The sequence below is a fragment of the Isoptericola cucumis genome, assembly GCF_014635665.1.
GTDB classification, from domain to species: Bacteria; Actinomycetota; Actinomycetes; order Actinomycetales; family Cellulomonadaceae; genus Isoptericola; species Isoptericola cucumis.
Genome location: NZ_BMDG01000010.1, coordinates 157,456 through 183,996, shown reverse-complemented (window position 1 = coordinate 183,996; position 26,541 = coordinate 157,456). Strand labels below are relative to the sequence as shown.

Here is a 26,541-nt window from a genome sequence, read left to right as displayed (position 1 = left end):
AGGGACGATGACGGCGACACGACTGCTCATCCTCGGCGCGGTCCGCGAACGGGGGAGCGCGCACGGCTACCAGGTCCGGCGCGACCTCGAGTCGTGGGGCGTGCACCTGTGGGGCAACATCCGGCAGGGGTCGATCTACCACGGGCTGCGCAAGCTCGAGGGCGAGGGCCTGCTCGAGGTGGTCCCCACGACGGCGCCCGCGGCCGGTCCCACCCGCACGTCGTACGGGCTGACCGAGGACGGTGAGCGCGCGTTCGTCGAGCTCCTGGAGGACGCCCTGCGGTCCGACGAGGCGGGTCTGGCGGAGACGATCGCGGGAGTCGGGTTCATCACCGAGCTGACGCGCGAGCGCGCGATCGAGCTGCTGCGGCTGCGGGTCGACGCCTACCGCCGCCGGCGCGCCCGCGTGGTCGACGAGTACGACCGCACCGCCGACGAGGACTGGGGCCACCACGTCGAGGCGGTGCGGCTGTGGGCGCGCACGGCCGACAGCGCCGTCGAGTGGACGCAGGACCTCGTGCAGCGCCTCCAGGACGGTGCGTACACGATGCGCGGGGAGACGCGCGGGGAGACGCGCGGCGCGGCCGCGGGCCGGTCGGTCACGCCAGCCGGTACCCCATCCCGCGGACGGTGACGAACCGCTCGGCCCCGAGCTTGTTGCGCAGGTAGCGCACGTACACGTCCACGACGTTGGAGCCGGGGTCGAAGTCGTACCCCCACACGCGCGACAGCAGCTGCTCGCGGCTGAGCACCTGCCCGGGGTTGCGCAGGAACGCCTCGGCGAGCGCGAACTCGCGGGCCGACAGGTCGACCTCCGCGCCGCCCGCCGTCGCCCGCCGGGTGCGCAGGTCGAGGCTGAGGTCGCCGTGGCTGAGCACGGTGACCTCGCCGGCCGGCTCCGCGCGCAGCCGCAGACGGATGCGGGCCAGCAGCTCCTCGAACCGGAACGGCTTCGGCATGTAGTCGTCCGCGCCGCCCTCCAGGCCGGCCACCGTGTCCGACACCGAGGTACGGGCCGTGAGGATGATGACGGGCAGCGTCACCTTCGCCTCCCGCAGCCGGCGCAGCACGGTGAAGCCGTCCTGGTCGGGCAGCCCCAGGTCGAGCACCATGAGGTCGAAGTCGCCGGTGCTCGCCAGGTCGAACGCCTCGCGGGCGGTCGCGACGGTCGTGCTGGCGTAGCCGGCCGAGCGCAGGCCCTTGGCGACGAACGACGCGATGCGCGTCTCGTCCTCGGCGACGAGGATCTGGCTCACGGGGCGGTCCTACCTTCCGGGTCGGGGGAGTGCGGCGAGGTGCGCCCTGCGCTGGCCGGGGGCACCGACGGCGGCGGGACCGGGCGGAGCGCGGGCGGCAGGGACGGGGTGGGTGCGGTCGGGGGGCTCGCCACCGTCCGCTGCAGCGGCGGCGCGGGCGGCACCGGGGGCACCGGGCGGGAGGTCGTCCCGGCGGGACCGCTCGCCGGGTCGCCGGCGTCGGCGTCCGGCACCGGGCGCACGGGGATGACGATGCTGAACGTCGAGCCGCGCCCCGGCTCGGAGTCCACGGTCACCTCGCCGTCGTGCCCCTCGGCGATCGCGGACACGATCGCGAGGCCCAGGCCCGAGCCCTCGCGGCGCTGCCCGCCGTGGTCGCCCCGGGCGAACCGGTCGAAGACGTGCGCCACCTCGTCCGCCGGGATGCCGATGCCTTCGTCGCGCACCCACAGGTGCACGCGCGAGCCGTCGGAGTTGGTGCGCGAGCCGATGGCGACGACGCTGCCCGGCTCGGAGAACTTCACGGCGTTCGCGGCGAGCTGCAGCCACGCCTGGGTCAGCCGCTGCGCGTCGGCGACGGTGCGGGCGTCGGTGCGCGAGTCCACGAGCCAGGTGCGGTCGCCGAGCGGCCGGGCCTTGTCCAGCACGTCGTCGGTCAGCCGCCCCAGCTCGACCGGCACGGGCCGCACGAAGTCGGGCTGGCCGACGGTCGCGAGGGTGACGAGGTCGTCGACGAGGCGGTGCATCCGGTCGAGCTCGTCGAGCGCCAGGTGGCGCGTCTCGGTGGTGTCGGCCGGGTCGGCGGGGTCCATGAGCTCGAGGTGGCCGCGGACGATCGTCAGCGGTGTGCGCAGCTCGTGACCCACGTCGTCCAGGAGGCGACGCTGGGCGTCGAACGAGCCCTCGAGCCGCTCGAGCATCCCGTTGAACGCGCGCGTGAGGTGGGTCAGGTCGTCGTTGCCGCTCTCGGGGATGCGCGCGGACAGGTCGGTGTCGCTGATGTTCTGGGCGGTGCGGGCGAGCACGCGGATGGGGTGCAGCAGCCGGCCGGTCAGCAGCCAGCCGACGACGCCGGTGACCGCCAGGGCCGCGAGGGCGACGACCGCGTAGCTGCGGAAGGTCGCCTGGGTGACGGCGTGCTCGGCGACGCGGTCGTACGCGAGCACGAGCGCGGCCGGCTCGTCCGACAGCCCGGCGGCGTCGGCCGCCTCGGGGAGCGCGGACACGGGGGCGACGAGCGCCCGGTACTCGGTCGTGGCCGTGCTGATGGTGCGCAGCACCACCTGGTCGGAGTCGAGCAGTGGGGTCACCGCCTCGACGAGCTCGGGGTCGTTCTCGAGGTGCACCTCGATCGCCTGCTGGGACACCAGGGGCCGCTGGCCGGCACGCAGCCCGAGGACGCCCTCGTGCCGGGCGGGGACGTCGAGCTGGATCGCGGCGACGACGACCTCCTCGGCGGACGAGAACGGGTCACCCGTCACCGGGTCGACGCCGGAGGCGGCGAGCGTGCGCAGCTCGCTGGCGCTCTCGATCAGGTCGTCGTCGATGCCCTCGTCGACGTTCTGGTAGGTGAGGATGTACGCCGTGGTGCCGGCGAACGCCAGCGCGAGCGCCGTGAGCGCGAGCAGCGTCGCGAGGATGCGCGTGCGGACGGTCAACCCGCCGTGGGGGCCTTGTGCTCGCACCGTCAGTCGTCCCCGTCATCGTCGTCGTCATCGTCATCGTCGTCGTCATCATCATCATCGTCGTCCGCCGGGGGGACCGGCGCGACGGTGCGGTCGTCGTCGGGCGGGGAGGGCTTCTCCGTCTTCGGCTTCTCGGTCTTGCCCGGTTTCGGCTTCTTCGGCTCCTCCGGCTCGGGGGACGTCGGGCCGGTCGGCGAGGACGCGGAGGGTGAAGGGTCGGGAGACGGCGAGACGACGACCACCGTGCCGACCTCGCGGTCGTCCGGCTCGGACATCGTGGTGGCCATCACGATCCCGCCGGCCGCGACGAGCAGCACGATCCCCAGCACCCACGGCAGCACCCGGCGCACCGAGCGCCGGCCCGGCCCGCCCTGTCCCGGCTCACCCTGCCCCGGTTCACCCTGCCCCGACTCACCCTGACCCATGCCCCTGATCATGGCGTGGACGGATGAGACGGAGATGAGAGCAGGGGTTTCACACCGGGCAGCGTCAGGCGTCCGGGTCGGGCGCCGCGAGCCACGCGTCGACGTCGGCGAGCAGGCGGGCGCGTGTGTCGTCCGACGCGCGGCTCGCCCGCACGGACGCCCGCGCGAGGTCGGCGAGCTCGGCGTCGGTGAAGCCGTGGGCGTCGCGGGCGGCCCGGTACTGGGCGCCGAGCCGGGAGCCGAAGAGGAGCGGGTCGTCGGCGCCGAGCGCGACCTGCGCGCCCGCGTCGACCAGCGCCCGCAGCGGGACGTCCGCGACGTCGGGGTACACCCCCAGGCCCACGTTCGACGCCGGGCACACCTCCAGGGCGACGCCGCCGTCCACGAGCGCGCCGAGCAGGGCCGGGTCCTCCCCGGCGCGCACCCCGTGCCCCAGCCGGTCCGGGGCCAGCGCGTCCACGACCTGGCGCACGTGCGCCGGCCCGAGCAGCTCGCCGCCGTGCGGGACGGACGCCAGCCCCGCGCGCCGGGCGATCCGGAACGCGGCGGCGAACTCGTCGGTGTCGCCGCGCCGCTCGTCGTTGCTCAGCCCGAAGCCGACGACCTCGCCGGGCCCCTCGCCCGCATAGCGGGCGGCGAGCCGGGCGAGGGTGCGGGCGTCCAGCGGGTGGCGCGTGCGGGAGGCAGCCACGACCACCGCCACCTCGGTGCCGTGCGCCGCGCTCGCCGTCCGCGCGGCGTCGAGCACGATCTCGACCGCGGGCGTGATGCCCCCGACGAACGGCGCGTACGACGTCGGGTCCACCTGGATCTCGAGCCGGCCCGAGCCCTCCGCCGCGTCGTCCTGCGCCGCCTCGTCGACCAGGCGCCGCATGTCCGCCTCCGAGCGCACGCACGCCCGCGCCGCGTCGTACAGGCGCTGGAACCGGAACCACCCCCGCTCGTCGGCGGGCACGCGCAGCGGGTCGTCGTCCGTGAGCGCCGACGGCAGCCGGACCTCGTACTGGGCCGCGAGGTCGCGCAGGGTCGCCACCCTCATCGATCCGGTGAAGTGCAGGTGCAGATGGGCCTTGGGGAGCTTTGCCAGGTCGCGCACGGCGTCAGTCTGCCTGGTCGCGGCGCTCGGCGCCGGGGGTCAGGAGAGCCAGCCGCGCTCGCGCGCCACGGTCACGGCCGCGGTCCGGTCGTCGACGCCCAGCTTGGCGAAGGCCCGCAGCAGGTGCGTCTTGACCGTCGCCTCGGCGATGAACAGCTCCCGCCCGACGGCAGCGTTGGACAGCCCGCGGGCCACGAGCGCCAGCACCTCGGCCTCGCGGGGGGTGGGGCGCTCGCCGGCCGTCCGCACCGTGCTCACCAGGCGCGTGGCGACCCCGGGCGCCAGGACGGTCTCCCCCCGGGCCGCCGCGCGTACGCCGGCCACGAGCACGTCCCGCGGCGTGTCCTTGAGCAGGTAGCCGGTGGCCCCGGCCTCCACGGCCCGCAGGATGTCGGCGTCGGTGTCGTACGTGGTGAGCACGACGACCACGGGCCGGCGGCCCGCCTGGGAGCCAGCGATCCGCCGGGTCGCGCCCACGCCGTCGAGCCGCGGCATCCGCAGGTCCATGAGCACGACGTCGGGCGCCAGCTCGCCGGCCAGCGTCACGGCGGACTCGCCGTCCGGTGCCTCGCCCACGACCTCGATGTCCGGCTCGCCGTCGAGCATGCCGATGATCCCGGACCGCACCACCGGGTGGTCGTCGGCGACGAGCACCCGCACGGCGGTCACGACGTCTCCTCGAGCGGCAGGCTCACCGCGACGCGGGTGCCGTGGTCGCCCGCGGGGCCGACGTCGAGCCGCCCGCCGGCCGCCGCGACGCGCTCGCGCATCCCCGCCAGCCCGAGGCCCTCCGCGTGCTCCGCGGGCAGGCCGCGCCCGTCGTCGGTCACCTCGAGGCGGAGGGCGGCGTCGGTGCCGGCGTCGAGCCTGATCGTCACGGCGTCGGCCCCCGCGTGCCGCCGCACGTTGGCCAGGGCCTCCTGCGCGGCGCGCAGCACGACGACGTCGGCCGCGGCGTCCCGGGGCGCGTCAGCCGGACCGGTGCCGGAGACGTCGAGGCGGACCGCGACGCCCGTCTCGGCGGTGAACCGGTCGGCCAGGCGACGCAGCGCCTCGGCGAGCGTGGACCCCTGCAACGGCACGGGGGCGAACGCCGCGACGAGGGCGCGCGCCTCCGCGAGGTTGTCCCGCGCCGTCTGCTCGACGAGGTGCAGCCGCTCCAGGGCGCGGTCCTGCTGGCCCCGGTCCAGGTCGCTCACGGCGGCCTGCGCCTGCGTGACGACGCTGGTGAAACCCTGCGCGAGGGTGTCGTGGATCTCCCGGGCGATGCGCTCGCGCTCCGCCGTGACCCCCGCGGCGTGGTGCGACGCGGCGACCTCCGCCTGCGCGTGCCGCAGCTCGTGCAGCAGCCGGGCACGCTCGTCGGAGCGCTGCATCGTCGTCGCGACCCAGAGGCCGAGCATGATGGCGAACGCCAGCGCGATCGCCATCTGGGGGGCCGCCTCGAGGAGGGTCGGCACGTCGAAGCCCTCCTGGAAGGCGATGCCGAACGACGACGCCGCCGCGAGCACGACGGACGCCACGACGGCGCGGCGCACCGGCTCCAGCAGCATCCACAGCTGCGTGAACGCGCCGAACAGCAGCAGCGTCGCGATGCCGTTCTGGGCGACCGTGACCGTCGTGCCGGCGATCAGCACCACGACGTAGGCCCCCGCCCTGCGCTGGTCGCGCGAGCGTGCCGCCGACGCACCCCAGACGGCGTACGCGACGAGGATCACGGCCATCGCGGCGTACGCCGTCCACAGCTCACGACCCGACTGGCCCGCCAGCGGGAGGGCGATCGCCGTCAGCACGACGATCGCGACGAACGTCCGGTCCCACCAGACGACCTGCTTCTGCCAGTGGTCGACGTCGGCGGCGTCGTACCGCGCGACGTCCTCGGCGTCCGGGCGCGCGCCGTCAGCCGTCGTCACGACGGCGCCAGCGGAACGTGCGGACCCCGACCACGAGGCCGACCAGCAACCATGCGACCAGTACAGCAGCCGTCGCGGGGAGCTGCCACGACCCGCTGGGCTCCAGCGCGACCATGTCCTCGGGGAGGAACACCGACCGCATGCCCTGGGCGATCCACTTCAGCGGGAACACGGACGCCACCGTCTGCATCCAGGACGGCAGCGCGTAGAACGCGAAGAACACCCCGGAGATGAACTGCAGCACCAGGACGACGGGGGTCACCACGGCGCTCGCGGACCGGCCGGAGCGGGGCAGCGACGAGAACGCGACGCCGCAGATGGTGCCGGTGGCCGTGCCGAGGACGAACACCCAGGCGAACGTCGCCCAGCGCCCGGGGTCCGTGGGCAGCGGCACGTCGTAGAGGCCGGCGGCCACCGCGAGCAGCGCGGCGGTCTGCGCGAGCGAGGTCGCCAGGGTGAGCAGGATCTTGCCGCCGAAGTAGGACGTGGCGGGCAGCGGCGTCGCGCGCAGCCGCCGCAGCGTGCCGTCGTCGCGCTCGACGGCGATGGAGATCGCCAGCGACTGGAAGCTGGTGAGCATGATGCCGGTCGCGATCATGCCGGGCAGGAAGTACCGCGCGAAGTCCACCTCGGCGGCGGCGCTGCCCTGGTTCTCGCCGCCGAACACGGTCGAGAAGATCGCCAGCATGATGATCGGGTAGGCGAAGACGAAGACCACGGCGTCGCGCTCGCGCCAGAACTGGCGCACCTCCGCCCCGGCGCGCACCAGGGCGAGGCGGGCGACCCCGGGCAGCGGCGCGTCGGGGTGCGCCCCGCCGGACGTGCGCGGGATCGTCGTCGGGGTGGTGGCGGTCATGAGGTCTCCTCGGTCCGGTGTGCCGCGCTCGGGTCGTGACCGACCAGCCCGAGGTACACGTCCTCGAGGGTCGGCCGGGACACGCGCAGGTCGGTGATCTCGCCGTCGGTCCCGGCGGCGGTGGCGGCCAGGCGGGCGACGAGGGCGGTCGGGGCGGGGGTGCGCTCGGACCGTTGGACGCCGTCCGCGGTCCACGAGACCTGCGGGACGCGTGCCTGTGCGCCGCCGAGCGTCTCGGGCGAGCCGGTGGCCACCACCTCGCCGTCGCGCACGACGGCGACCCGGTCGGCGAGGTACGCCGCCTCGGCGAGGTCGTGGGTGGTGAGCAGGATCGTGGTGCCGCCGTCGCGGAGCCGGTTGACGAGGTCCCAGAAGGTGCGGCGGGCCTGGGGGTCGAAGCCCGTGGTGGGCTCGTCGAGGAAGAGCAGCTCCGGCCGTCCCACGATCCCGAGGGCCACGTCGAGCCGGCGGCGCTGCCCGCCCGAGAGCGACCGCGCACGCGCGCCGGCCTTCGCGGACAGGCCCACGGCCGCCACGACCTCGTCCGGTTCGGCGGGGTCGGGGTAGTAGCGGGCGGTGTACCGCACGGACTCCGCGACGGTGAGCTCCGCCTGGTCGCGGGAGTCCTGCGCGACGACGCCGAGCCGTGCGCGCCAGCCACGCCCCGCGGTGGCGGGGTCCTCGCCGAGCACGCGGACCTCGCCGGCGTCGCGGGCGCGGAAGCCCTCGAGGATCTCGACCGTGGTGGTCTTGCCGGCGCCGTTCGGCCCGAGCACGGCCACGATCTCGCCGGGGTCGATGTCGAGGTCGATCCCCGCGACGGCCTGCTTCTCGCCGTACCGCTTGCGCAGGTCGCGGACCCGGACGACGGGCGGCGCCTTCGGCCGGGGCGCCGCCGCGGGCGCGGCAGGGGTCGACGTCCCGGGGGAGCCGGGCGGGCTCCCGGGGGTGGGTGCGGGCGTCCTCGTGGTGGTCATGACCCGAGCCTCGCGCGGCGCGGGTGCCGTGCACGAGCACCGGACGGCTGGACCTCGTGTCCACCGGTCGACGGACGCCGGGGCGTGGTTCGACCCACGCCCCGGCGTCGCGTACAGTTGTCCCTCGGTGGTTGATGCCCACCAAGCTCGAACGCGCCCTGCGGGGTGGTTCGTGCGGGCGTCGGGCACGAAGGGTAGTGGCGCAATTGGTAGCGCAGCGGTCTCCAAAACCGCAGGTTGCAGGTTCGAGTCCTGTCTACCCTGCCAGCGTGATCCCCCGCGGGGCCGCGCGCAGCGGGGCCGCACGCCACGTGACCCCGGAACGCCAGGAGTCTGTGCCGTGGGTGCGTCACCGGCAGGTGGCGCGGCCGCGGTTCGAACGCGAAACGGGGTACAGCAGTGAGCGAGTCGCCGGCCGAGGCCGTGCACGACGGCGCCCGCGAGGGCAAGCGTCGCAACGTGTTCGCCCGTATCGCGCTCTTCGTCCGGCAGGTCGTCGGCGAGCTGCGCAAGGTGGTCACCCCGACGCGGTCGGAGCTGATCAACTACACGATCGTCGTCCTGGTGTTCGTCACCGTGGTCATGCTCTTCGTGACGGCGCTCGACTACGTCATCGGCCTGGGCGTCCTCGCCGTCTTCGGCGACTGACGCCCGACCCGTCGGGCACCCGCCAGGGCGCCCGTCCCACACCCAGCAGCAGTCAGAAAGCAGGTTCGTTCGTGTCCCAGGATCCGCTGGACCAGACGGAGAACGTCGACCCCACGCAGCCCGACGCCGCCGGCGACGCGGCGGACGTCGACGTGCCCGCGGACGAGACCACGGACGTGACGGCTGCGCAGGCGGACGACGACGAGGCGCCGGCCGAGGCCGCCGACGAGCCGGGCGAGGTCGACGAGCCCGAGGACGCCGAGCGCCCGGCGGACGCCGACGGCGACGTCATCGAGGACCCGGCCGAGGAGTTCCGCCGCACGCTGCGCACGCAGTTCGGCGACTGGTACGTCATCCACTCGTACGCCGGCTACGAGAACCGTGTGAAGGCGAACCTGGAGAACCGCATCCAGAGCCTGAACATGGAGGACTACATCTTCCAGATCGAGGTCCCCATGGAGGAGGTGACCGAGATCAAGAACGCGCAGAAGAAGACCGTCCGCCGCGTCCGGATCCCCGGTTACGTCCTCGTGCGCATGGACCTCACCGACGAGTCGTGGGGCGCCGTGCGCCACACCCCGGGCGTCACCGGCTTCGTGGGGCACACCCACCAGCCCGTCCCGCTGACGCTCGACGAGGTGTACTCGATGCTCGCGCCGTCGTTCCTCGAGGCGCAGCCGGCCGCCGCCGCGCAGACCGGGTCGGCCGCCGCGTCGTCCGGGGCGACCGCGGCCGCGCCCGTCGAGGTCGACTTCGAGGTGGGCGAGTCGGTGACCGTCACGGACGGCCCGTTCGACACGCTCCCCGCCACGATCTCCGAGATCAACGTCGAGGCCGCCAAGCTCAAGGTCCTCGTCTCCATCTTCGGCCGGGAGACCCCGGTCGAGCTGTCGTTCAACCAGGTCGCCAAGATCTGATCCCGTCGGTGGTCGCGCCCGTCGCGACCGCCGCAGCGGCAGCAGTGCAACCGGGTCATCGCCCACGGCGTCGGCCCACGAAACAGGAAGCCAGGAAAGCTCATGCCTCCCAAGTCCAAGAAGGTCTCCGGCCTCATCAAGCTCCAGATCAACGCCGGTGCGGCCACGCCCGCCCCGCCGATCGGCCCCGCGCTCGGTCAGCATGGCGTGAACATCATGGAGTTCTGCAAGGCCTACAACGCGGCCACCGAGTCGCAGCGCGGCAACGTGGTCCCCGTCGAGATCACCGTGTACGAGGACCGCTCGTTCACGTTCATCACGAAGACGCCGCCGGCGGCCGAGCTCATCAAGAAGGCCGCGGGTGTGGCCAAGGGTTCCGCGACCCCGCACACCGTCAAGGTCGCGTCGCTGACGCCGGACCAGGTCCGTGAGATCGCCCAGACCAAGCTGGCCGACCTCAACGCGAACGACATCGACTCGGCGATGAAGATCGTCGCGGGCACCGCCCGCTCGATGGGCATCACCGTTTCCGAGTGACGACCCCGCGCCGGCCCGGAGCGATCCGGGCCGGCGCGACCCGCCCGGCGATCGTCGCCGGGCACGTGGCAGGGTCCGCGCGGACCCGCTCACCACGACTGCAGAAGGAGAAGCAGATGGCAACGCGCAGCAAGGCATACCGCGCCGCCGCGGCGAAGATCGACCGCGACGAGCTCTACAGCCCCCTCGAGGCGGTCCGCCTCGCCAAGGAGACCGCGACGGTCAAGTACGACGCGACCGTCGAGGTCGTGTTCCGCCTGGGCGTCGACCCTCGCAAGGCCGACCAGATGGTCCGCGGCACGGTCAACCTGCCGCACGGCACCGGCAAGACGGCCCGCGTGCTCGTCTTCGCGAACGCCGCGAAGGCCGAGGAGGCCCTCGCCGCCGGCGCCGACGAGGTCGGTGGCGACGACCTGATCGCCAAGGTCGCGGGCGGGTACACCGACTTCGACGCCGCCGTGGCGACGCCGGACCTCATGGGCAAGGTCGGTCGTCTGGGCAAGGTGCTGGGCCCCCGCGGTCTCATGCCGAACCCGAAGACCGGCACCGTGACGATGGACGTGACCAAGGCTGTCAACGACATCAAGGGCGGCAAGATCGAGTTCCGCGTCGACAAGCACTCGAACCTGCACTTCATCATCGGCAAGGCCTCCTTCGACGAGAAGGCGCTGGTGGAGAACTACGCGGCGGCGCTCGACGAGGTCCTGCGTCTGAAGCCGTCGTCCTCGAAGGGCCGGTACATCACCAAGGCCACGATGGCGACGACGATGGGCCCGGGCATCCCGCTCGACCAGTCGCGCACCACGAAGCTCCTCGAGGAGGCGTGATCCCCACGGGGACCCGCTGACGAGAGCTGCCACGACGGCCCGGCACCCGCGAGGGTGCCGGGCCGTCGTCGTCCCCGGGACCGACGACGGATCCGGTGGTGACGGCGTGTATCAGGGCCCGTGGACCACGCTCCCTACCGTGCGATGACGAGCACACCGCACCGGCACGCGCCCGGAGGGAGACCCCGCATGACGACGCGACCCGGCAGTGCGTCGTCGGCGCACGCCGTAGGCTCTAAGGCTGCGGGGCAAGGTAGCCCCGGCGAATCGACGAGCCCTCGTGAGGTGCGACCAGCAATGTCACCCACCAGCCACGACCCGCTCGGCGGTGCCCGCGACGCGGAGGAGAGCCTGGGGGACCGGGCCGCCCGCGCGCTGCTGGAGTACCGCGAGGGGCGGACCGACGCCCTCACCGACCTCGTGCGCGAGGCCACCCCGCTGCTGTGGCACACGGTGCGGGCCCAGGGAGCCGACCGGGACGTCGCGGACGACGTCGTGCAGTCCACCTGGGCGGCGCTGGTGCGGCACGCCGACACCATCGCGGAGCCGAAGGCCGTGCTGAAGTGGCTGCTGGTCACGGCGCGCCGGGCCGCGTGGCAGGCGGTGCGCAAGGACCGCACGGACGCACGGCGGCGCACCGAGCTGCCCGACGACGTGACGGAAGGAGCTGCGGCCCTGCCGGACTTCGGCCCGGGGCCGGAGGACGAGGTGCTGCGCGACGAGCGCGACCGGTTGCTGTGGTCGTCGCTCAAGCGGCTCCCGCAGCGGTGCCAGGAGCTGCTGCGGCTCGTCTCGCTCGCCGACCGCCCGGACTACAAGGCGATCTCGGCATCGATCGGCATGCCGGTGGGAAGCATCGGTGCCACTCGGGGACGGTGCCTGGCGAAGCTGCGCGCCGTCCTCACGGAGCAGGGGGAGGCCTCGTGGACATGAGCAGGCAGGACGCAGGAAGCACGCCCGTGCCCGGGGAGGACGACGCCCTCGACCACGTCGACGTGGCGCTGCTGGACCGGCTGGGACGCGCCGTGCGCGCCACCGACCCGGTGCCGGAGAGCCTCGTCGAGCGGTCGCTGTTCGCGATGACGCTCGCCCGGCTCGAGGCCGAGGTGATGGAGCTGCAGCAGATCACCGCGCCGGCGGGCTCCGTGCGCGGCGACGCCGCACCGCTCGAGGCGCGCACCATCACGTTCACGCACGAACGGCTGACGGTCATGATCGCCCTGTCCGCGGACGACGACGGCGCGCACGTGCGCGTCGACGGCTGGGTCGCGCCGGCCGACACGCTCACGGTGGAGCTGCGCCAGCCGGGGGGCGAGCGCACCACCGACGCCGATGCCGACGGTCGCTTCGCGTTCTCCGCCGTCGATCGTGGGCCGACGAGCCTGCTCGTGCACCTGGCCGGCGGTGACGACGTCACCGTCGCCACTCCGGTGATCGAGCTCTGATCTCCCGGACGACGTCACATCTGACCTCGACGACCTGAGCAGTCCTGGGCGCGGCACCACACCGCCGCCCCGCCGCGCGTCCACCGACGCGCGCCACCTGGAAGGGGAGCACGTGAGCGAGTCGCCCGTAGGACCGGCGCCCAGAAGGCCCGACCCGTCGGTCCGATACCTGGACCCCAGCACCGTCCGACGCCGTCCCGGGCAGCGTGACGTCGCGCCGACCTGGTACGTCGCCGACCGTCTCCTCGTCCAGGGCGGGCTCCCGGACCCGATCAGAGGAAGGCTCCGTCGGCCGGACGACACCCCGGACCTGCCCTCGGTCCTCCAGCTCGACCCGAGCGCCGACGACGACGCCGAGGTCGCGGGGTTCGAGCGCGCCGCGCGGAGCCAGGGCTGCCACCTGGGTGTGGAGGTGAGGTACCGCCAGGGCGCAGAGGCGTCCGCGGACACGGATCCCCTGGACCTCGTCGACGAGGACCAGGGCTTCGTCCTGCGGCTCATCGCCGACCGTCCGGACGTCCAGCCCGACGCCTGGGAGGTGCTCGAGGCGGACTCCCGCGACGAGTCCGTGCCGTGGCGGCTCAACCTGGACCACGTGATGTCGGCGCTCCCGTTCACGACGCATCCGTTCACGACGCACCCGTTCACGACGCATCCGTTCACGACGCACCCGTTCACGACGCACCCGTTCACCACCCATCCCTTCACCGCCCACGGCATGCGGGAGTACGGCGCCCCGGGCAGCGGGGGCCGGTCCCCGGTGGCGAGGCTCGGGTCGCCGCCGCCGCGGCGCGTGCGGGAGGACGGCGACCACTTCCGGACCCCGGACGGCGGGGCGCGTCCCGTGGTCGCGATCGTCGACACGGGCATCGGGACCCACGAGTGGTTCGGGACCTACGGGTCCGGGTCGGACGACGGCAACGGCGTGGTGATCCGCGGGGCCTCGCTCCCGGACGGCCCGATCGGTACGTACCCGACGCCGCGCCTGCCCGAGGAGGACGCCGAGATCGGCGGCGCGAGCACGGCCCCGCTCACAGGACCGCTGGACCCGGTCGCGGGGCACGGGACGTTCATCGCGGGGATCGTCCACCAGACCTGCCCGGACGCGCTGCTCCTGCCGGTCCGCGCGGTCGGCGGGTCGGGGTCCGCGGTCGAGTCCGAGGTGATCGAGTCCCTGCGACGGCTCCTCCGGTTCCACCGCCGCGGCCTCGCGGGCGAACCGGACAGCGTCGCGATCGACGTCGTGGTCCTGCCCCTGGGCTACTACCACGAGCAGCCCGAGGACCTGCAGTGGGATCACCCGCTCTCGGAGGTCCTCGCGCGCCTGCGCGAGGAGGGTGTGGCGGTCGTGGTCGCCGCGGGGAACGACGGCGAGACACGGCCCGAGTACCCGGCCGCCTTCGCCCCCGAGGTCGACCGGCGCGCGACCCCACCGCGGATCACCGTCCCGCGCGACACGAGCGAGAACCGGCCGCCGATCCTCGCCGTCGGGGCGACGAACCCCGACGGGACGACCGCGCTCTTCAGCAACGACGGTCCCTGGGTGACGTGCACCCGGCCGGGGGCGGCCGTCGTCAGCACCGTCCCGCAGACGCTCGACGGCCCGCTCACACCGTCGGTGCGGCTGAAGGAGCGCTACGACGACGCGGTCCGCTCCACGATCGACCCCGAGGGCTTCCAGGGAGGCTTCGCGACCTGGAGCGGCACGTCGTTCGCGGCACCGGTCCTCGCGGGCGAGATCGCCCGCGAGCTGCTCGCGGACCGGGACCGGCGTGCCCGGGGCGACGACGCTACGCTCGCCGGATCGGTCGGCTCGGCCGACGGGGGCGCCGCGGAGCGAGTGGCGGCGGTCTGGCGAGCCATCTCAGGGGCGACAGGAGGCCTGTCGCACGGCGACGTGTCCACCCCGGGGTGATGCACGAAGGGTGAGGCATGAGCGACGCGCTGGCGGCCGTCCGAGGCGAAGTCGACCAGATCCGGGCGCACGCGCGCGCTCACCGGCAGTTCGCCGGCGCGCTCGATCGCTACCGGGGCGTGCTGGCGCGGCTCGACGCGCTCGATGCCGACGTCGCGGCCGGCCAGGTCGCCGCCCTTCGTGCCCGCGTGCTCGTGGGGATCGCCGCGTGCGAGGGAGAGCTGGGCGCCGACCGCGAGGTCGTCCTCGCCAAGCTCGCCGCCGCGGGTGCGATGGCGCTGCGCGCCGGCAGCGCCGAGCTGGTCGCGCTCGTCCACGCGAGCCTCGGGCTGCAGCTCCTGCGCTCGGGAGACCACGACGGCGCACGGCGCGAGCTCGACACGGCGCTGGAGGGCTTGGTGGACGAGACCGAGATGCTCCCGGTGCTCATCAACCGCGGTTCCCTGCTTCTCGAGGTCGGCGAGATCGACGAGGCGGTCGACGACCTCCAACGATGCCTGGAGATCGCGCGGGCGGTCGGTGACGGGCAGCTCGTCCCGATGGCCGAGCACAACCTCGGGTACGCCCTGTACCTGGGGGGCGACCTGCCGGCGGCGCTCCGTGCGATGGACGGGGCTGCGGAGGCGGCGCCGCCGGAGCACGCCGGCGTCGGGCTCATGGACAAGGCTGCGGTGCTGTACGAGGCGGGGCTCCTGACCGATGCGGAGTCCGCGCTCCGGAGGGCGGCGGAGATCCTGGCGGCCACGGGCGGAGCGCGCGACCTGCTGGACGCGGAGCTCGAGCAGGCACGGTGCCTCGTGGGCCTCGCCCGGCACGCCGAGGCGCAGGCGCTCGCCGGGCGGGTGCGCGACCGGGCCCGCCGGGCGGGCCATGGTGTCATCGCGCTGCGCGCCGAGCTCGTGGGTCTGGACGCGCGGTTCGGCATGATCGTCGAGGACACCTCGGGAGCTCAGCTCCTGCGGGTGGCACGTGCCGCCGAGGAGCTCGGCGAGCGGGCGAGCGCCGAACCGGGCGGTGAACGCATCCTCATCGACGCCCGGCTGCTGTCCGCGGAGGCCTGGGCCCGCGCCGGGAGGTTCGACGAGTCGCGGGCGCAGCTGCGCATGCTCCCCCCGGCACCGGGGATGGCGCTCGGCGCACGCGTGCGGGCGCAGGTCGTCGCCGCGCTCTGCACGTTCGGTGAGGGGAACCGGCGCTCGGGACTCACGGCGGTACGGCGGGGATACCGCCTTCTCGCCGGGCAGCGGCAGCAGCTCGGCGCTGTCGAGGCGGTGACCGGCGCCGCCGCGCACGGCATCCGTCTCCAGGGTGTGGACATCGACGCGGCACTGCTCTCGACCTCCCCGGACCCGCTCTTCGACGCGCTGGAACGCGGTCGCGCGACGTTCGCCGGCTCCGGCAGGGTGCGGCCGCCGGACGACCCGCGGACGGCGGAGCTCGTGGTGTCGGCAAGACGCCTCATGGAGCGCGCCAGGCTGCTCAGGGCCGACGAGCAGGCCACGGGCCGGGACATGGGCGCCCGAGCAGGCCTGCACCGGGACGCTCGGCAGCTGCAGCACCAGGCGAGGGAGCGCACCTGGCACTCCGGCGGAGACGGGGGCGTTCCCACCCCCGCGTCGGCCCGGGCGCTGCGCGCCGAGCTCCGGGCCGCCGGCTCCGACCGGGTCGTGTTGAACCTGACGATGAACGGTGGCCGCGTGCGCGTGATCCGGCTCGACGGGGCCGGGGCACGGCTGATCGACCTCGGTCCGTTGCCGCCCTACCTCGAGCTCGCGCGGAGGGTCCGCGCCGACCAGCAGGTCCTGGCGAACCCTCTGCTGCCGACCGCGATGCGGGAGGTGGTGCTTGCCTCGCTGCGGGCCGCTCTGGGACGTCTCGACGGGCTCCTGCTCGGGCAGCTCGACATCGGCGCACGGCCCGTCTACGTCGCGGCCCGTGACAGGCTGGTGTCGTTGCCGTGGGCGGCCCTGCCGTCCCGACGTGGGCTGTCGACGGTGGTCAACTCGTGGGTCGCCCGCGGCGAGGCCGACTGGACGCCAGGTCCGGGGCTCTCGGTGGCCGGGGCAGGTCTGGGCCAGGCGGTCACGGAGGCCGAGCAGGTCGCGGCCGCCTGGGGGAGCGGGGCCCGGCTCCTGACCGGGCCCGCCGCCACGTGCGCGGCCGTGTCGGAGGCCATCGAGGGGGCGCCGGTAGTCCACGTCGCGGCCCACGGGACCCACGAGCCGGAGAACCCGATGTTCTCGAGCCTCCTCCTGGCCGACGGTCCGCTGTTCGCCCACGAGCTCGACGGCCGCGATCTCTCGCGGTCGGTCGTGGTGCTGTCCGCCTGTGACGTCGGGTCGGTGAGCATCCGGCACGGAGGGGAGCCGCTCGGTCTGACGAGCGTGCTGCTGCGTATGGGCGCACGGGCGGTGATCGCGGCGGTCGCCCCCTTGCGGGACGACGTCGCGGTGCGGGTCATGCCCGCACTCCACGAGGGCCTGCGCGCCGGGCTGCGACCGGGGGAGGCGCTCGCGCGCGCGGTCGCCGACGAGCCCGAGCCGGTCCCGCTCGTCTGCTTCGGCCCGCTCGTCCTGTGACGCCGGGGAGACCGTGGCCCAAGCCACACCGGGCGGGTGCGGTCGGGTGTCCGTCGTCGTGTATTGTTCTCGGGTAACCCAAGACCGCCGGTCGTCAGACGCTGCCCGGGTCCGCCCAGGAAGCCGAAGACCGAAGTCCCGTGAACGTGCGGGGGCCTGCGCAGGCGACACGAACGACGAACCACAGCCCGCTGTGAGCTCCGAGCCCCGTGCGCACCTGCGCCGGGGCTCTTCTCGTCTCCCGGGTACCGGTGGCACCACCACCGGAAGGATTGCCATGGCGAGGCCGGACAAGGCAGCCGCAGTCGCAGAGGTCGCGGACAAGTTCCGCGGGTCGAACGCGGCCGTGCTGACCGAGTACCGCGGGCTCACCGTCGCGCAGCTCAAGGAGCTGCGTCGGTCGCTCAGCGGCAACGCAACCTACGCCGTGGTGAAGAACACGCTGACGTCCATCGCGGCCAAGGAAGCCGGCATCGAGTCCCTCGACGCCGACCTCAAGGGTCCTTCCGCGATCGCGTTCGTGACCGGGGACCCGGTCGAGGCCGCCAAGGGTCTGCGTGACTTCGCCAAGGCGAACCCTGCTCTGGTCATCAAGGGCGGTGTCCTCGACGGGAACGCCCTGACCGCTGCAGAGATCACCCAGCTCGCGGACCTCGAGTCCCGCGAGGTCCTGCTGGCCAAGGCGGCCGGCGCGATGAAGGCCAAGCTCTACCAGGCTGCCTACGCCTTCACCGCGAAGCCCGCCGAGGCCGCTCGCGTCATCGATGCCCTGCGTCAGAAGCAGGAATCGGAGGCCGTCGCCGCCTGACGGCGGTACGGCAAGCACAACCCCCTCTGCTTCTGCCGGGCGCAGGCCCCAGGACGCACCCCCGGATCACGTGGACGGCCGACAGGCGCCACGGGACACAGATCGAAAGGAACGCCACCATGGCGAAGCTCACCACCGACGAGCTGCTGGACGCTTTCAAGGAGCTCACCCTCATCGAGCTCAACGACTTCGTGAAGGCCTTCGAGGAGACCTTCGAGGTCACCGCTGCTGCGCCGGCCGCCGTTGCCGTCGCCGCCCCCGCCGCCGGCGGTGGCGAGGCTGCCGCCGCCGAGGAGAAGACGGAGTTCGACGTCATCCTCGAGGCCGCCGGTGACAAGAAGATCCAGGTCATCAAGGAGGTGCGCGCGCTCACGTCCCTCGGTCTCAAGGAGGCCAAGGACCTGGTCGACGGCGCGCCGAAGCCGGTTCTCGAGGCTGCCGACAAGGACGCCGCCGAGAAGGCCAAGGCCGCTCTCGAGGGCGCCGGCGCCACGGTCACCCTCAAGTGATCGACGCGGCCCGGCCGCGCGGTCGCCGAGGATGTCGTCGCACATTTTGACGTGACCGCCGCGGTCTGAGCCGCAGCTCGCCGCACGAGGCCCGCATCCCCTGAGGGGTGCGGGCCTCGTCGTGCCTCCAGGGGTCGCTCGGGCCGCGGTGCGTCGTGCGTCGTTCCCGGCATCCGTCTGTGACGGACGCCTCCGCCGGGGCGCGTGGCCGAGGGTGGTGCGGGCCGGAGGGTGCGGGTATCGTGGGACGACAACCGTTTCTTGGGCGGCATATGGCGGCCACCGAGACAACGTCCTCATCACCCGGAATCGAGGGCGTCCACTGGTGTGCCCGTGCGAGTGGACAAGTCTCGACGTTCCGGCTACGCTAGCGCTTTGCGCTCGCTTGTGCCCCGACGCCTCCCCGCCGACGAAGTCCCGCCCACCCGTGGTCACCACTTCGTGACCCCTGGACGGTTCTCGCGCCCGCGGTCCGGCGCCCCCAGCCTCGCAGAGCGTACAGCGTGCCATCGAACTGCAGGGAAGGACCCCTCTTGGCTGCCTCGCGCACCCCTTCTGCTCCGTCCGCCGACGCCATCGCGAACCGCACCGCTTCCCGCCGCGTCTCCTTCGCCAAGATCTACGAGCCGCTCGAGGTCCCCGACCTCCTCGGGCTGCAGACCGAGAGCTTCGACTGGCTCCTCGGCAACCCGGCCTGGCAGGCCCGGGTGGAGGCGGCCACCGCCTCCGGGCGACAGGACGTCCCGGCCGCCTCCGGCCTCGAGGAGATCTTCGAGGAGATCTCGCCGATCGAGGACTTCGGCCAGTCGATGTCCCTCTCCTTCTCGAACCACCGCTTCGAGCCCCCGAAGTACACGTCGGAGGAGTGCAAGGAGAAGGACTTCACCTACGCGGCCCCGCTGTTCGTGACCGCGGAGTTCGTCAACTACACGACCGGTGAGATCAAGAGCCAGACGGTCTTCATGGGCGACTTCCCGCTCATGACCGAGCGCGGCACGTTCGTCATCAACGGCACGGAGCGCGTCGTCGTCAGCCAGCTCGTGCGGTCCCCGGGCGTGTACTTCGAGCGTCAGCCCGACAAGACGAGCGACAAGGACGTCTTCTCCGCGAAGGTCATCCCCTCGCGCGGTGCCTGGCTCGAGTTCGAGATCGACAAGCGCGACGCCGTCGGCGTGCGCGTCGACCGCAAGCGCAAGCAGCCCGTCACGGTGCTGCTCAAGGCGCTCGGCATGACCGAGTCGGAGATCCGCGAGGAGTTCGCCGAGTACCCGTCGGTGCTGGACACGCTCGAGAAGGACCACGTCCACACCCAGGACGAGGCGCTCGTCGACCTGTACCGCAAGATCCGCCCGGGCGAGCCGCCCACGGTCGAGGCCGGCCGCGCGCTGCTGGAGAACTTCTACTTCAACCCGAAGCGTTACGACCTGGCCAAGGTCGGTCGTTACAAGGTCAGCAAGAAGCTGGGCGTCGACGCGCCGCTGTCCGACTCGACGCTGTCGATCACGGACGTCGTCGCGACGATCAAGTACCTCGCCGCCCTGCACGCCGACCACGCGACCATGCCGGGCACGCGCGACGGCGAGCCGGTCGAGGTGCGCGTCGAGACGGACGACATCGACCACTTCGGCAACCGCCGCATCCGCGCCGTCGGCGAGCTCATCCAGAACCAGGTCCGCACCGGCCTGTCCCGCATGGAGCGCGTCGTGCGCGAGCGCATGACCACGCAGGACGTCGAGGCGATCACCCCGCAGACGCTGATCAACATCCGCCCGGTGGTGGCGTCGATCCGCGAGTTCTTCGGCACCTCGCAGCTGTCGCAGTTCATGGACCAGAACAACCCGCTCGCGGGCCTGACGCACAAGCGTCGCCTCAACGCCCTCGGCCCGGGTGGTCTGTCCCGCGACCGCGCCGGCATGGAGGTCCGTGACGTCCACCCGTCGCACTACGGCCGCATGTGCCCGATCGAGACCCCTGAGGGCCCGAACATCGGCCTCATCGGCTCGCTCGCGTCGTTCGGTCGCATCAACCCGTTCGGCTTCATCGAGACGCCGTACCGCAAGGTCGTGAACAGCAAGGTCACCGACGAGGTCGTGTACCTCACGGCCGACGACGAGGACCGTTACGTCATCGCGCAGGCGAACACCGCCCTCGCGGCCGACGGCTCGTTCCTCTCCGACCGCGTCCTGGTGCGCACCAAGGGCGGCGAGACGGACGACCTGCCGCCGACCGAGGTCGACTTCATGGACGTCTCCCCGCGCCAGATGGTGTCGGTCGCGACGGCGCTCATCCCGTTCCTCGAGCACGACGACGCGAACCGTGCCCTCATGGGCGCGAACATGCAGCGCCAGGCCGTGCCGCTGGTCCGCTCCGAGGCGCCGCTGGTCGGCACCGGCATGGAGCGGCGCGCGGCGGTCGACGCCGGCGACGTCATCGTGGCCACCAAGCCCGGTGTCGTCACGGAGGTCTCCGCGGACCTGGTGCTCGTCGCGAACGACGACGGCACCACGGGCTCCTACCGCGCGGCGAAGTTCCGCCGCTCGAACCAGGGCACGAGCTACAACCAGCGCGTGCTGGTCGACGAGGGCCAGCGGGTCGAGGTCGGCTCCGTGCTGGCCGACGGCCCGGCGACCGACGAGGGCGACCTCGCGCTCGGCCGCAACCTGCTCGTGGCGTTCATGTCGTGGGAGGGCCACAACTACGAGGACGCGATCATCCTGTCGCAGCGCCTCGTGGAGGACGACGTGCTGTCCTCGATCCACATCGAGGAGCACGAGGTCGACGCCCGCGACACGAAGCTCGGCCCCGAGGAGATCACCCGGGACATCCCGAACGTCGCCGAGGACGTCCTGGCGGACCTCGACGAGCGCGGTGTCATCCGTATCGGCGCCGAGGTCGGCGCCGGCGACGTGCTGGTCGGCAAGGTCACGCCGAAGGGCGAGACCGAGCTGACCCCGGAGGAGCGCCTGCTGCGCGCCATCTTCGGCGAGAAGGCCCGCGAGGTGCGCGACACGTCCCTCAAGGTGCCCCACGGCGAGTCCGGCACCGTCATCGGCGTCCGCGAGTTCAACCGCGAGGACGGCGACGAGCTGCCCGCCGGCGTGAACCAGCTGGTCCGCGTCTACATCGCCCAGCGCCGCAAGATCACCGTGGGCGACAAGCTCGCGGGTCGTCACGGCAACAAGGGCGTCATCTCGAAGATCCTGCCGCAGGAGGACATGCCGTTCCTGCCTGACGGCACGCCGGTCGACGTCATCCTCAACCCGCTGGGCGTGCCCGGCCGCATGAACGTCGGCCAGGTCCTCGAGACCCACCTCGGCTGGGTGGCCAGCCGTGGCTGGGACGTCGAGCTGGCCGAGGGCGACGACCTCTCCTGGAAGGAGAAGGTCCCCGCGGTCGCGGCGACGTCGCAGCCGGGCACCCCGGTGGCGACGCCGGTCTTCGACGGTCTGGAGGAGGACGCCCTGCGCGGCCTCATCTCCTCGACGCTGCCGAACCGTGACGGCGAGCGCATGGTCGCCACCGACGGCAAGGCGCACCTGTTCGACGGCCGTTCCGGGGAGCCGTTCGGCGACCCGGTGTCGGTGGGCTACATGTACATCCTCAAGCTCCACCACCTGGTCGACGACAAGATCCACGCGCGCTCGACCGGCCCGTACTCGATGATCACGCAGCAGCCGCTGGGTGGTAAGGCGCAGTTCGGTGGCCAGCGGTTCGGCGAGATGGAGGTGTGGGCCCTCGAGGCGTACGGCGCGGCCTACACGCTGCAGGAGCTGCTCACCATCAAGTCGGACGACGTCCCCGGCCGCGTCAAGGTGTACGAGGCGATCGTCAAGGGCGAGAACATCCCCGACTCGGGCATCCCGGAGTCCTTCAAGGTGCTCCTCAAGGAGATGCAGTCGCTGTGCCTGAACGTCGAGGTGCTCTCGAGCGACGGCTCCTCCATCGAGATGAAGGAGTCGGACGACGAGGTGTACCGCGCCGCGGAGGAGCTCGGGATCGACCTGTCCCGCCGCCCCAACTCGGCCGCCACCGTCGACGAGATCTGATCCCAGCGACCAGCTGAACTTCACGACATTCAAGAAGCTTTGAGGAAGTAGGACATCTTGCTCGACGTCAACGTCTTCGACGAGCTGCGTATCGGCCTGGCTACGGCCGACGACATCCGTGCCTGGTCGCACGGGGAGGTCAAGAAGCCCGAGACCATCAACTACCGCACGCTCAAGCCGGAGAAGGACGGGCTCTTCTGCGAGAAGATCTTCGGCCCCACCCGGGACTGGGAGTGCTACTGCGGCAAGTACAAGCGCGTGCGCTTCAAGGGCATCATCTGCGAGCGCTGCGGCGTCGAGGTGACCCGCTCCAAGGTCCGTCGTGAGCGCATGGGCCACATCGAGCTCGCCGCGCCGGTCACGCACATCTGGTTCTTCAAGGGTGTGCCGTCGCGACTGGGCTACCTGCTCGACCTCGCGCCGAAGGACCTGGAGAAGGTCATCTACTTCGCGGCCTACATGATCACGTGGGTCGACGACGAGGCGCGCACCGAGGACCTCCCGAACCTCCAGAACGAGATCGACCTGGAGAAGAAGGAGATCTCGGACCGCCGCGACAACGACATCAACACCCGTGCCGCCAAGCTCGAGGCCGACCTGGCCGAGCTGGAGGCCGAGGGCGCCAAGGCCGACGCGCGCCGCAAGGTGCGCGACTCCGCCGAGCGCGAGATGGCGCAGCTGCGCAAGCGGGCCGACGCCGAGCTCGACCGTCTCGAGCAGGTCTGGGACCGCTTCAAGAACCTCAAGGTCGCGGACCTCGAGGGCGACGAGATGCTGTACCGCTCGCTCCAGGACCGCTACGGCACCTACTTCGAGGGCTCGATGGGCGCTTCCGCGATCCAGAAGCGCCTGGAGAGCTTCGACCTGGAGGCCGAGGCCGAGTCGCTGCGCGAGACCATCCGCTCCGGCAAGGGGCAGCGCAAGACCCGTGCGCTCAAGCGCCTCAAGGTCGTCAACGCGTTCCTGACGACGACGAACTCGCCCACCGCGATGGTGCTCGACGCCGTCCCGGTCATCCCGCCGGACCTGCGCCCGATGGTGCAGCTCGACGGTGGCCGGTTCGCGACCAGCGACCTGAACGACCTGTACCGCCGGGTCATCAACCGCAACAACCGGCTCAAGCGCCTGCTCGACCTGGGCGCGCCGGAGATCATCGTCAACAACGAGAAGCGGATGCTCCAGGAGGCCGTCGACTCGCTGTTCGACAACGGCCGCCGCGGCCGTCCGGTCACCGGGCCGGGCAACCGTCCGCTGAAGTCGATCTCCGACATGCTCAAGGGCAAGCAGGGCCGGTTCCGCCAGAACCTGCTCGGCAAGCGCGTCGACTACTCGGGCCGTTCGGTCATCGTCGTCGGCCCGCAGCTCAAGCTGCACCAGTGCGGCCTGCCCAAGCAGATGGCGCTCGAGCTGTTCAAGCCGTTCGTCATGAAGCGGCTCGTGGAGCTCAACCACGCGCAGAACATCAAGAGCGCCAAGCGCATGGTCGAGCGCACCCGCGGCGAGGTGTGGGACGTCCTCGAAGAGGTCATCCAGGAGCACCCCGTGCTGCTCAACCGCGCGCCCACGCTGCACCGTCTGGGCATCCAGGCGTTCGAGCCGCAGCTGGTCGAGGGCAAGGCCATCCACCTGCACCCGCTCGTGTGCGCCGCGTTCAACGCGGACTTCGACGGCGACCAGATGGCGGTCCACCTGCCCCTGAGCGCCGAGGCGCAGGCCGAGGCCCGCATCCTCATGCTCTCGAGCAACAACATCCTCAAGCCGTCGGACGGCCGTCCGGTGACCATGCCCTCGCAGGACATGATCATCGGTCTGCACCACCTCACCTCCGACCGCCCCGGGGCCGTCGGCGAGGGCCGCGTGTTCTCGTCGCAGTCCGAGGCGATCATGGCGTTCGACCGCGGCGAGCTGGACCTCAACGCCACGATCAAGCTGCGTGTCGACGACCTCGTGCCGCCGACCAAGGGCTTCGAGGCGCCCGAGGGCTGGGAGCCCGGAGAGACCCTGCTGTTCGAGACCACGCTGGGCCGCACGATCTTCAACGAGGCGCTGCCGATCGACTACCCGTTCCAGAACGGCGTGGTCGGCAAGAAGGAGCTCTCGACGATCGTCAACGACCTGGCGGAGCGCTACCCCAAGGTCGACGTCGCGACGTCCCTCGACGCGCTCAAGGACGCCGGCTACCGCTGGGCCACGCGCTCCGGGGTCACCATCGCGATCTCCGACGTCGCGATGCCCGAGGCCAAGAACACGATCCTCGACGAGCACGAGCAGCGTGCGCTCAAGGTGCAGGACCAGTTCGAGAAGGGTCTGATCACCGACGACGAGCGGCGTCAGGAGCTCATCGAGATCTGGACGCAGGCCACCGACAAGATCGCGTCGGTCATGCGCGACAACCTCGAGAACGACTCGCGCAACACGCTCTACCGCATGGTGTCCTCGGGCGCCCGTGGTAACTGGATGCAGGTCCGTCAGATCGCCGGTATGCGCGGTCTCGTGGCGAACCCGAAGGGCGAGATCATCCCTCGTCCGATCAAGTCCAACTACCGCGAGGGCCTGTCCGTCCTCGAGTACTTCATCGCCTCGCACGGTGCCCGCAAGGGCCTGGCGGACACGGCGCTGCGTACCGCGGACTCGGGCTACCTGACCCGTCGTCTCGTGGACGTGTCGCAGGACGTCATCATCCGCGAGGAGGACTGCGGCACCGAGCGCGGTCTCGCGCTGCCCGTCGCCGAGCGCATCGGTGACGTGCTGGTGCCGCACCCGCGCGTGGAGACGAGCATCTACTCGCGCACCTTCGCGACGGACGTCGTCGCCGAGGACGGCACGGTCGTGGCCGAGGCGGGCTCGGACGCCGGCGACGTGGTGATCGACAAGGTCATCGCCGCCGGGATCGAGAGCGTCAAGGTCCGCTCCGTGCTCACGTGCGAGTCGCGCGTCGGTACCTGCGCCAAGTGCTACGGCCGGTCGCTCGCCACGGGCAAGCTCGTGGACATCGGCGAGGCCGTCGGCATCATCGCCGCGCAGTCCATCGGCGAGCCCGGCACCCAGCTGACGATGCGGACGTTCCACACCGGTGGTGTGGCCTCGGCCGACGACATCACGCAGGGTCTGCCGCGCGTCACCGAGCTCTTCGAGGCCCGCACCCCCAAGGGTGAGGCGCCGATCGCGGAGTACACCGGCACCGTGACGATCGAGGACTCGGACCGTACGCGTCACCTCGTCCTCACGCCGGCGGACGGCGGCGAGGAGATCCGGTACCCGGTGACGAAGCGTGCGCGCCTCCTCATCGCGGACGGCGAGCAGGTCCAGGTCGGCACGCAGCTCGTCCAGGGCGCGGTCGACCCGAAGAAGGTGCTGCGCATCCTCGGCCCGCGTGCCACGCAGAAGCACCTGGTGGACGAGGTCCAGGAGACCTACCGTTCGCAGGGCGTGGACATCCACGACAAGCACATCGAGGTCATCGTGCGGCAGATGCTGCGTCGCGTGACCGTGCTGGACTCGGGCGACTCGCACCTGCTGCCGGGTGAGCTCGCCGAGCGGATGCGTTTCGAGGACGCGAACCGCCGGGCCGTGTCGGAGGGTGGCCAGCCGGCCGCCGGCCGTCCGGAGCTCATGGGCATCACGAAGGCGTCGCTCGCCACCGACTCGTGGCTCTCGGCCGCCTCCTTCCAGGAGACGACCCGGGTGCTGACCGAGGCGTCGATGAGCGGTCGTCGTGACCCGCTGCTGGGCCTCAAGGAGAACGTCATCATCGGTAAGCTCATCCCCGCCGGCACGGGCCTCGCCCGGTACCGGAACATCGAGGTGGAGCCGACCGAGCAGGCGAAGGCGGAGCTCTACCCGAGCTTCGGCTACGACGAGATCGACTTCCCGACGCTCGGCATGGGCTCCGGCGAGGCGATCCCGCTGGAGGACCTGGACTTCGGGGACTTCCGCTGATCTCCTGACGCAGTGGTAGCACGGGAGGGGCGCACGTCACACGTGCGCCCCTCCTGCTTCCTTTGACCCCGCTTGATTCCGCGGGTAATCTTGGTAGCCGTGCCCGTGCCGTCGTGCCGTGCCACCCGCTGACCACCCGAGTCCCTCGTTCGTCGAGGGAAGC

General features: G+C 72.2%; 21 protein-coding genes and 1 tRNA gene. 14 read left to right on the top strand and 8 right to left on the bottom strand.

Annotation, left to right across the window (positions count from 1 at the left end; translation table 11 throughout):
• The first annotated feature begins 7 nt into the window (after positions 1-7).
• Complete coding sequence (locus IEW03_RS15150) at positions 8-634, top strand: PadR family transcriptional regulator (protein WP_188524533.1); 627 nt, start codon at positions 8-10, stop codon at positions 632-634.
• On the opposite strand, the gene IEW03_RS15145 is transcribed toward IEW03_RS15150, so the two are convergent.
• The 8 genes from IEW03_RS15145 to IEW03_RS15110 all read right to left on the bottom strand — a co-directional run bounded on the left by IEW03_RS15145 (position 600) and on the right by IEW03_RS15110 (position 8,208).
• Positions 600-1,256, bottom strand: coding sequence for a response regulator transcription factor (locus tag IEW03_RS15145; RefSeq protein WP_188524532.1), 657 nt, complete (start codon positions 1,254-1,256; stop codon positions 600-602). The genes IEW03_RS15150 and IEW03_RS15145 overlap by 35 nt on opposite strands.
• Entirely contained in the window at positions 1,253-2,914 is a 1,662-nt protein-coding gene (locus tag IEW03_RS15140) for a sensor histidine kinase (RefSeq protein ID WP_188524531.1), read from the bottom strand. Before IEW03_RS15140 ends, IEW03_RS15145 begins: the two co-directional genes overlap by 4 nt.
• Before the next feature lie 29 nt (positions 2,915-2,943).
• Positions 2,944-3,366 carry a hypothetical protein gene (locus IEW03_RS15135; RefSeq protein ID WP_188524530.1) on the bottom strand — a complete coding sequence of 141 codons (423 nt, stop codon included), beginning with the start codon at positions 3,364-3,366 and terminating at the stop codon, positions 2,944-2,946.
• 64 nt (positions 3,367-3,430) lie between these two features.
• Positions 3,431-4,462: an adenosine deaminase gene (locus IEW03_RS15130; RefSeq protein WP_188524529.1), complete on the bottom strand. Its 1,032-nt coding sequence runs from the start codon at positions 4,460-4,462 to the stop codon at positions 3,431-3,433.
• Positions 4,463-4,501: 39 nt separating this feature from the next.
• Positions 4,502-5,131 carry a response regulator gene (locus IEW03_RS15125; RefSeq protein ID WP_188524528.1) on the bottom strand — a complete coding sequence of 210 codons (630 nt, stop codon included), beginning with the start codon at positions 5,129-5,131 and terminating at the stop codon, positions 4,502-4,504.
• The gene (locus tag IEW03_RS15120) at positions 5,128-6,375 is read right to left on the bottom strand and encodes a sensor histidine kinase (protein ID WP_188524527.1); all 1,248 of its coding nucleotides are present in this window, start codon (positions 6,373-6,375) and stop codon (positions 5,128-5,130) included. The genes IEW03_RS15125 and IEW03_RS15120 overlap by 4 nt, the downstream gene beginning before the upstream one ends.
• Positions 6,362-7,231, bottom strand: coding sequence for an ABC transporter permease (locus IEW03_RS15115; RefSeq protein WP_188524526.1), 870 nt, complete (start codon positions 7,229-7,231; stop codon positions 6,362-6,364). Before IEW03_RS15115 ends, IEW03_RS15120 begins: the two co-directional genes overlap by 14 nt.
• Entirely contained in the window at positions 7,228-8,208 is a 981-nt protein-coding gene (locus IEW03_RS15110; protein WP_188524525.1) for an ABC transporter ATP-binding protein, read from the bottom strand. Before IEW03_RS15110 ends, IEW03_RS15115 begins: the two co-directional genes overlap by 4 nt.
• A gap of 191 nt (positions 8,209-8,399) precedes the next feature.
• On the opposite strand from IEW03_RS15110, the gene IEW03_RS15105 reads away from it, so the two are divergent.
• The 13 genes from IEW03_RS15105 (at position 8,400) to IEW03_RS15045 (ending at position 26,378) form a co-directional block, all read left to right on the top strand.
• A tRNA-Trp gene (locus IEW03_RS15105) sits at positions 8,400-8,475 on the top strand.
• 132 nt (positions 8,476-8,607) lie between these two features.
• On the top strand, positions 8,608-8,856 hold the full coding sequence (gene secE / locus IEW03_RS15100; protein ID WP_188524524.1) for a preprotein translocase subunit SecE: 249 nt from the start codon (positions 8,608-8,610) through the stop codon (positions 8,854-8,856).
• Between the two features lie 71 nt (positions 8,857-8,927).
• Positions 8,928-9,773 carry a transcription termination/antitermination protein NusG gene (gene nusG, locus IEW03_RS15095; RefSeq protein WP_188524523.1) on the top strand — a complete coding sequence of 282 codons (846 nt, stop codon included), beginning with the start codon at positions 8,928-8,930 and terminating at the stop codon, positions 9,771-9,773.
• Between the two features lie 102 nt (positions 9,774-9,875).
• Complete coding sequence (rplK, locus tag IEW03_RS15090; RefSeq protein ID WP_188524522.1) at positions 9,876-10,310, top strand: 50S ribosomal protein L11; 435 nt, start codon at positions 9,876-9,878, stop codon at positions 10,308-10,310.
• 116 nt (positions 10,311-10,426) lie between these two features.
• On the top strand, positions 10,427-11,137 hold the full coding sequence (rplA, locus tag IEW03_RS15085) for a 50S ribosomal protein L1 (protein ID WP_188524521.1): 711 nt from the start codon (positions 10,427-10,429) through the stop codon (positions 11,135-11,137).
• 297 nt (positions 11,138-11,434) lie between these two features.
• Positions 11,435-12,070, top strand: a complete 636-nt coding sequence (locus IEW03_RS15080; RefSeq protein ID WP_229738180.1) for an RNA polymerase sigma factor — start codon at positions 11,435-11,437, stop codon at positions 12,068-12,070.
• Positions 12,067-12,582, top strand: a complete 516-nt coding sequence (locus IEW03_RS15075; protein WP_188524519.1) for a hypothetical protein — start codon at positions 12,067-12,069, stop codon at positions 12,580-12,582. Before IEW03_RS15080 ends, IEW03_RS15075 begins: the two co-directional genes overlap by 4 nt.
• Before the next feature lie 112 nt (positions 12,583-12,694).
• The gene (locus IEW03_RS15070) at positions 12,695-14,497 is read left to right on the top strand and encodes a S8 family peptidase (protein ID WP_188524518.1); all 1,803 of its coding nucleotides are present in this window, start codon (positions 12,695-12,697) and stop codon (positions 14,495-14,497) included.
• Between the two features lie 17 nt (positions 14,498-14,514).
• On the top strand, positions 14,515-17,076 hold the full coding sequence (locus IEW03_RS15065) for a CHAT domain-containing protein (protein ID WP_188524517.1): 2,562 nt from the start codon (positions 14,515-14,517) through the stop codon (positions 17,074-17,076).
• A gap of 277 nt (positions 17,077-17,353) precedes the next feature.
• Positions 17,354-17,884 carry a 50S ribosomal protein L10 gene (gene rplJ / locus IEW03_RS15060; protein WP_188524516.1) on the top strand — a complete coding sequence of 177 codons (531 nt, stop codon included), beginning with the start codon at positions 17,354-17,356 and terminating at the stop codon, positions 17,882-17,884.
• Positions 17,885-18,003: 119 nt separating this feature from the next.
• Positions 18,004-18,393 carry a 50S ribosomal protein L7/L12 gene (rplL, locus tag IEW03_RS15055; RefSeq protein WP_188524515.1) on the top strand — a complete coding sequence of 130 codons (390 nt, stop codon included), beginning with the start codon at positions 18,004-18,006 and terminating at the stop codon, positions 18,391-18,393.
• Positions 18,394-18,926: 533 nt separating this feature from the next.
• Positions 18,927-22,439 (top strand): DNA-directed RNA polymerase subunit beta, encoded by a 3,513-nt coding sequence (gene rpoB / locus IEW03_RS15050; RefSeq protein ID WP_188524514.1) that lies wholly within the window; start codon positions 18,927-18,929, stop codon positions 22,437-22,439.
• Between the two features lie 57 nt (positions 22,440-22,496).
• Positions 22,497-26,378, top strand: coding sequence for a DNA-directed RNA polymerase subunit beta' (locus IEW03_RS15045; RefSeq protein ID WP_188524513.1), 3,882 nt, complete (start codon positions 22,497-22,499; stop codon positions 26,376-26,378).
• Positions 26,379-26,541: the final 163 nt, after the last annotated feature.

Coding starts and splice junctions, on each gene's coding strand:
- IEW03_RS15115 (WP_188524526.1), bottom strand. CDS start 7,231: ATGACCGCCACCACCCCGACGACGATCCCGCGCACGTCCGGCGGGGCG.
- rplJ (WP_188524516.1), top strand. CDS start 17,354: ATGGCGAGGCCGGACAAGGCAGCCGCAGTCGCAGAGGTCGCGGACAAG.
- IEW03_RS15075 (WP_188524519.1), top strand. CDS start 12,067: ATGAGCAGGCAGGACGCAGGAAGCACGCCCGTGCCCGGGGAGGACGAC.
- rplL (WP_188524515.1), top strand. CDS start 18,004: ATGGCGAAGCTCACCACCGACGAGCTGCTGGACGCTTTCAAGGAGCTC.
- IEW03_RS15135 (WP_188524530.1), bottom strand. CDS start 3,366: ATGGGTCAGGGTGAGTCGGGGCAGGGTGAACCGGGGCAGGGTGAGCCG.
- IEW03_RS15110 (WP_188524525.1), bottom strand. CDS start 8,208: ATGACCACCACGAGGACGCCCGCACCCACCCCCGGGAGCCCGCCCGGC.
- rplK (WP_188524522.1), top strand. CDS start 9,876: ATGCCTCCCAAGTCCAAGAAGGTCTCCGGCCTCATCAAGCTCCAGATC.
- rplA (WP_188524521.1), top strand. CDS start 10,427: ATGGCAACGCGCAGCAAGGCATACCGCGCCGCCGCGGCGAAGATCGAC.
- IEW03_RS15150 (WP_188524533.1), top strand. CDS start 8: ATGACGGCGACACGACTGCTCATCCTCGGCGCGGTCCGCGAACGGGGG.
- IEW03_RS15080 (WP_229738180.1), top strand. CDS start 11,435: ATGTCACCCACCAGCCACGACCCGCTCGGCGGTGCCCGCGACGCGGAG.
- IEW03_RS15065 (WP_188524517.1), top strand. CDS start 14,515: ATGAGCGACGCGCTGGCGGCCGTCCGAGGCGAAGTCGACCAGATCCGG.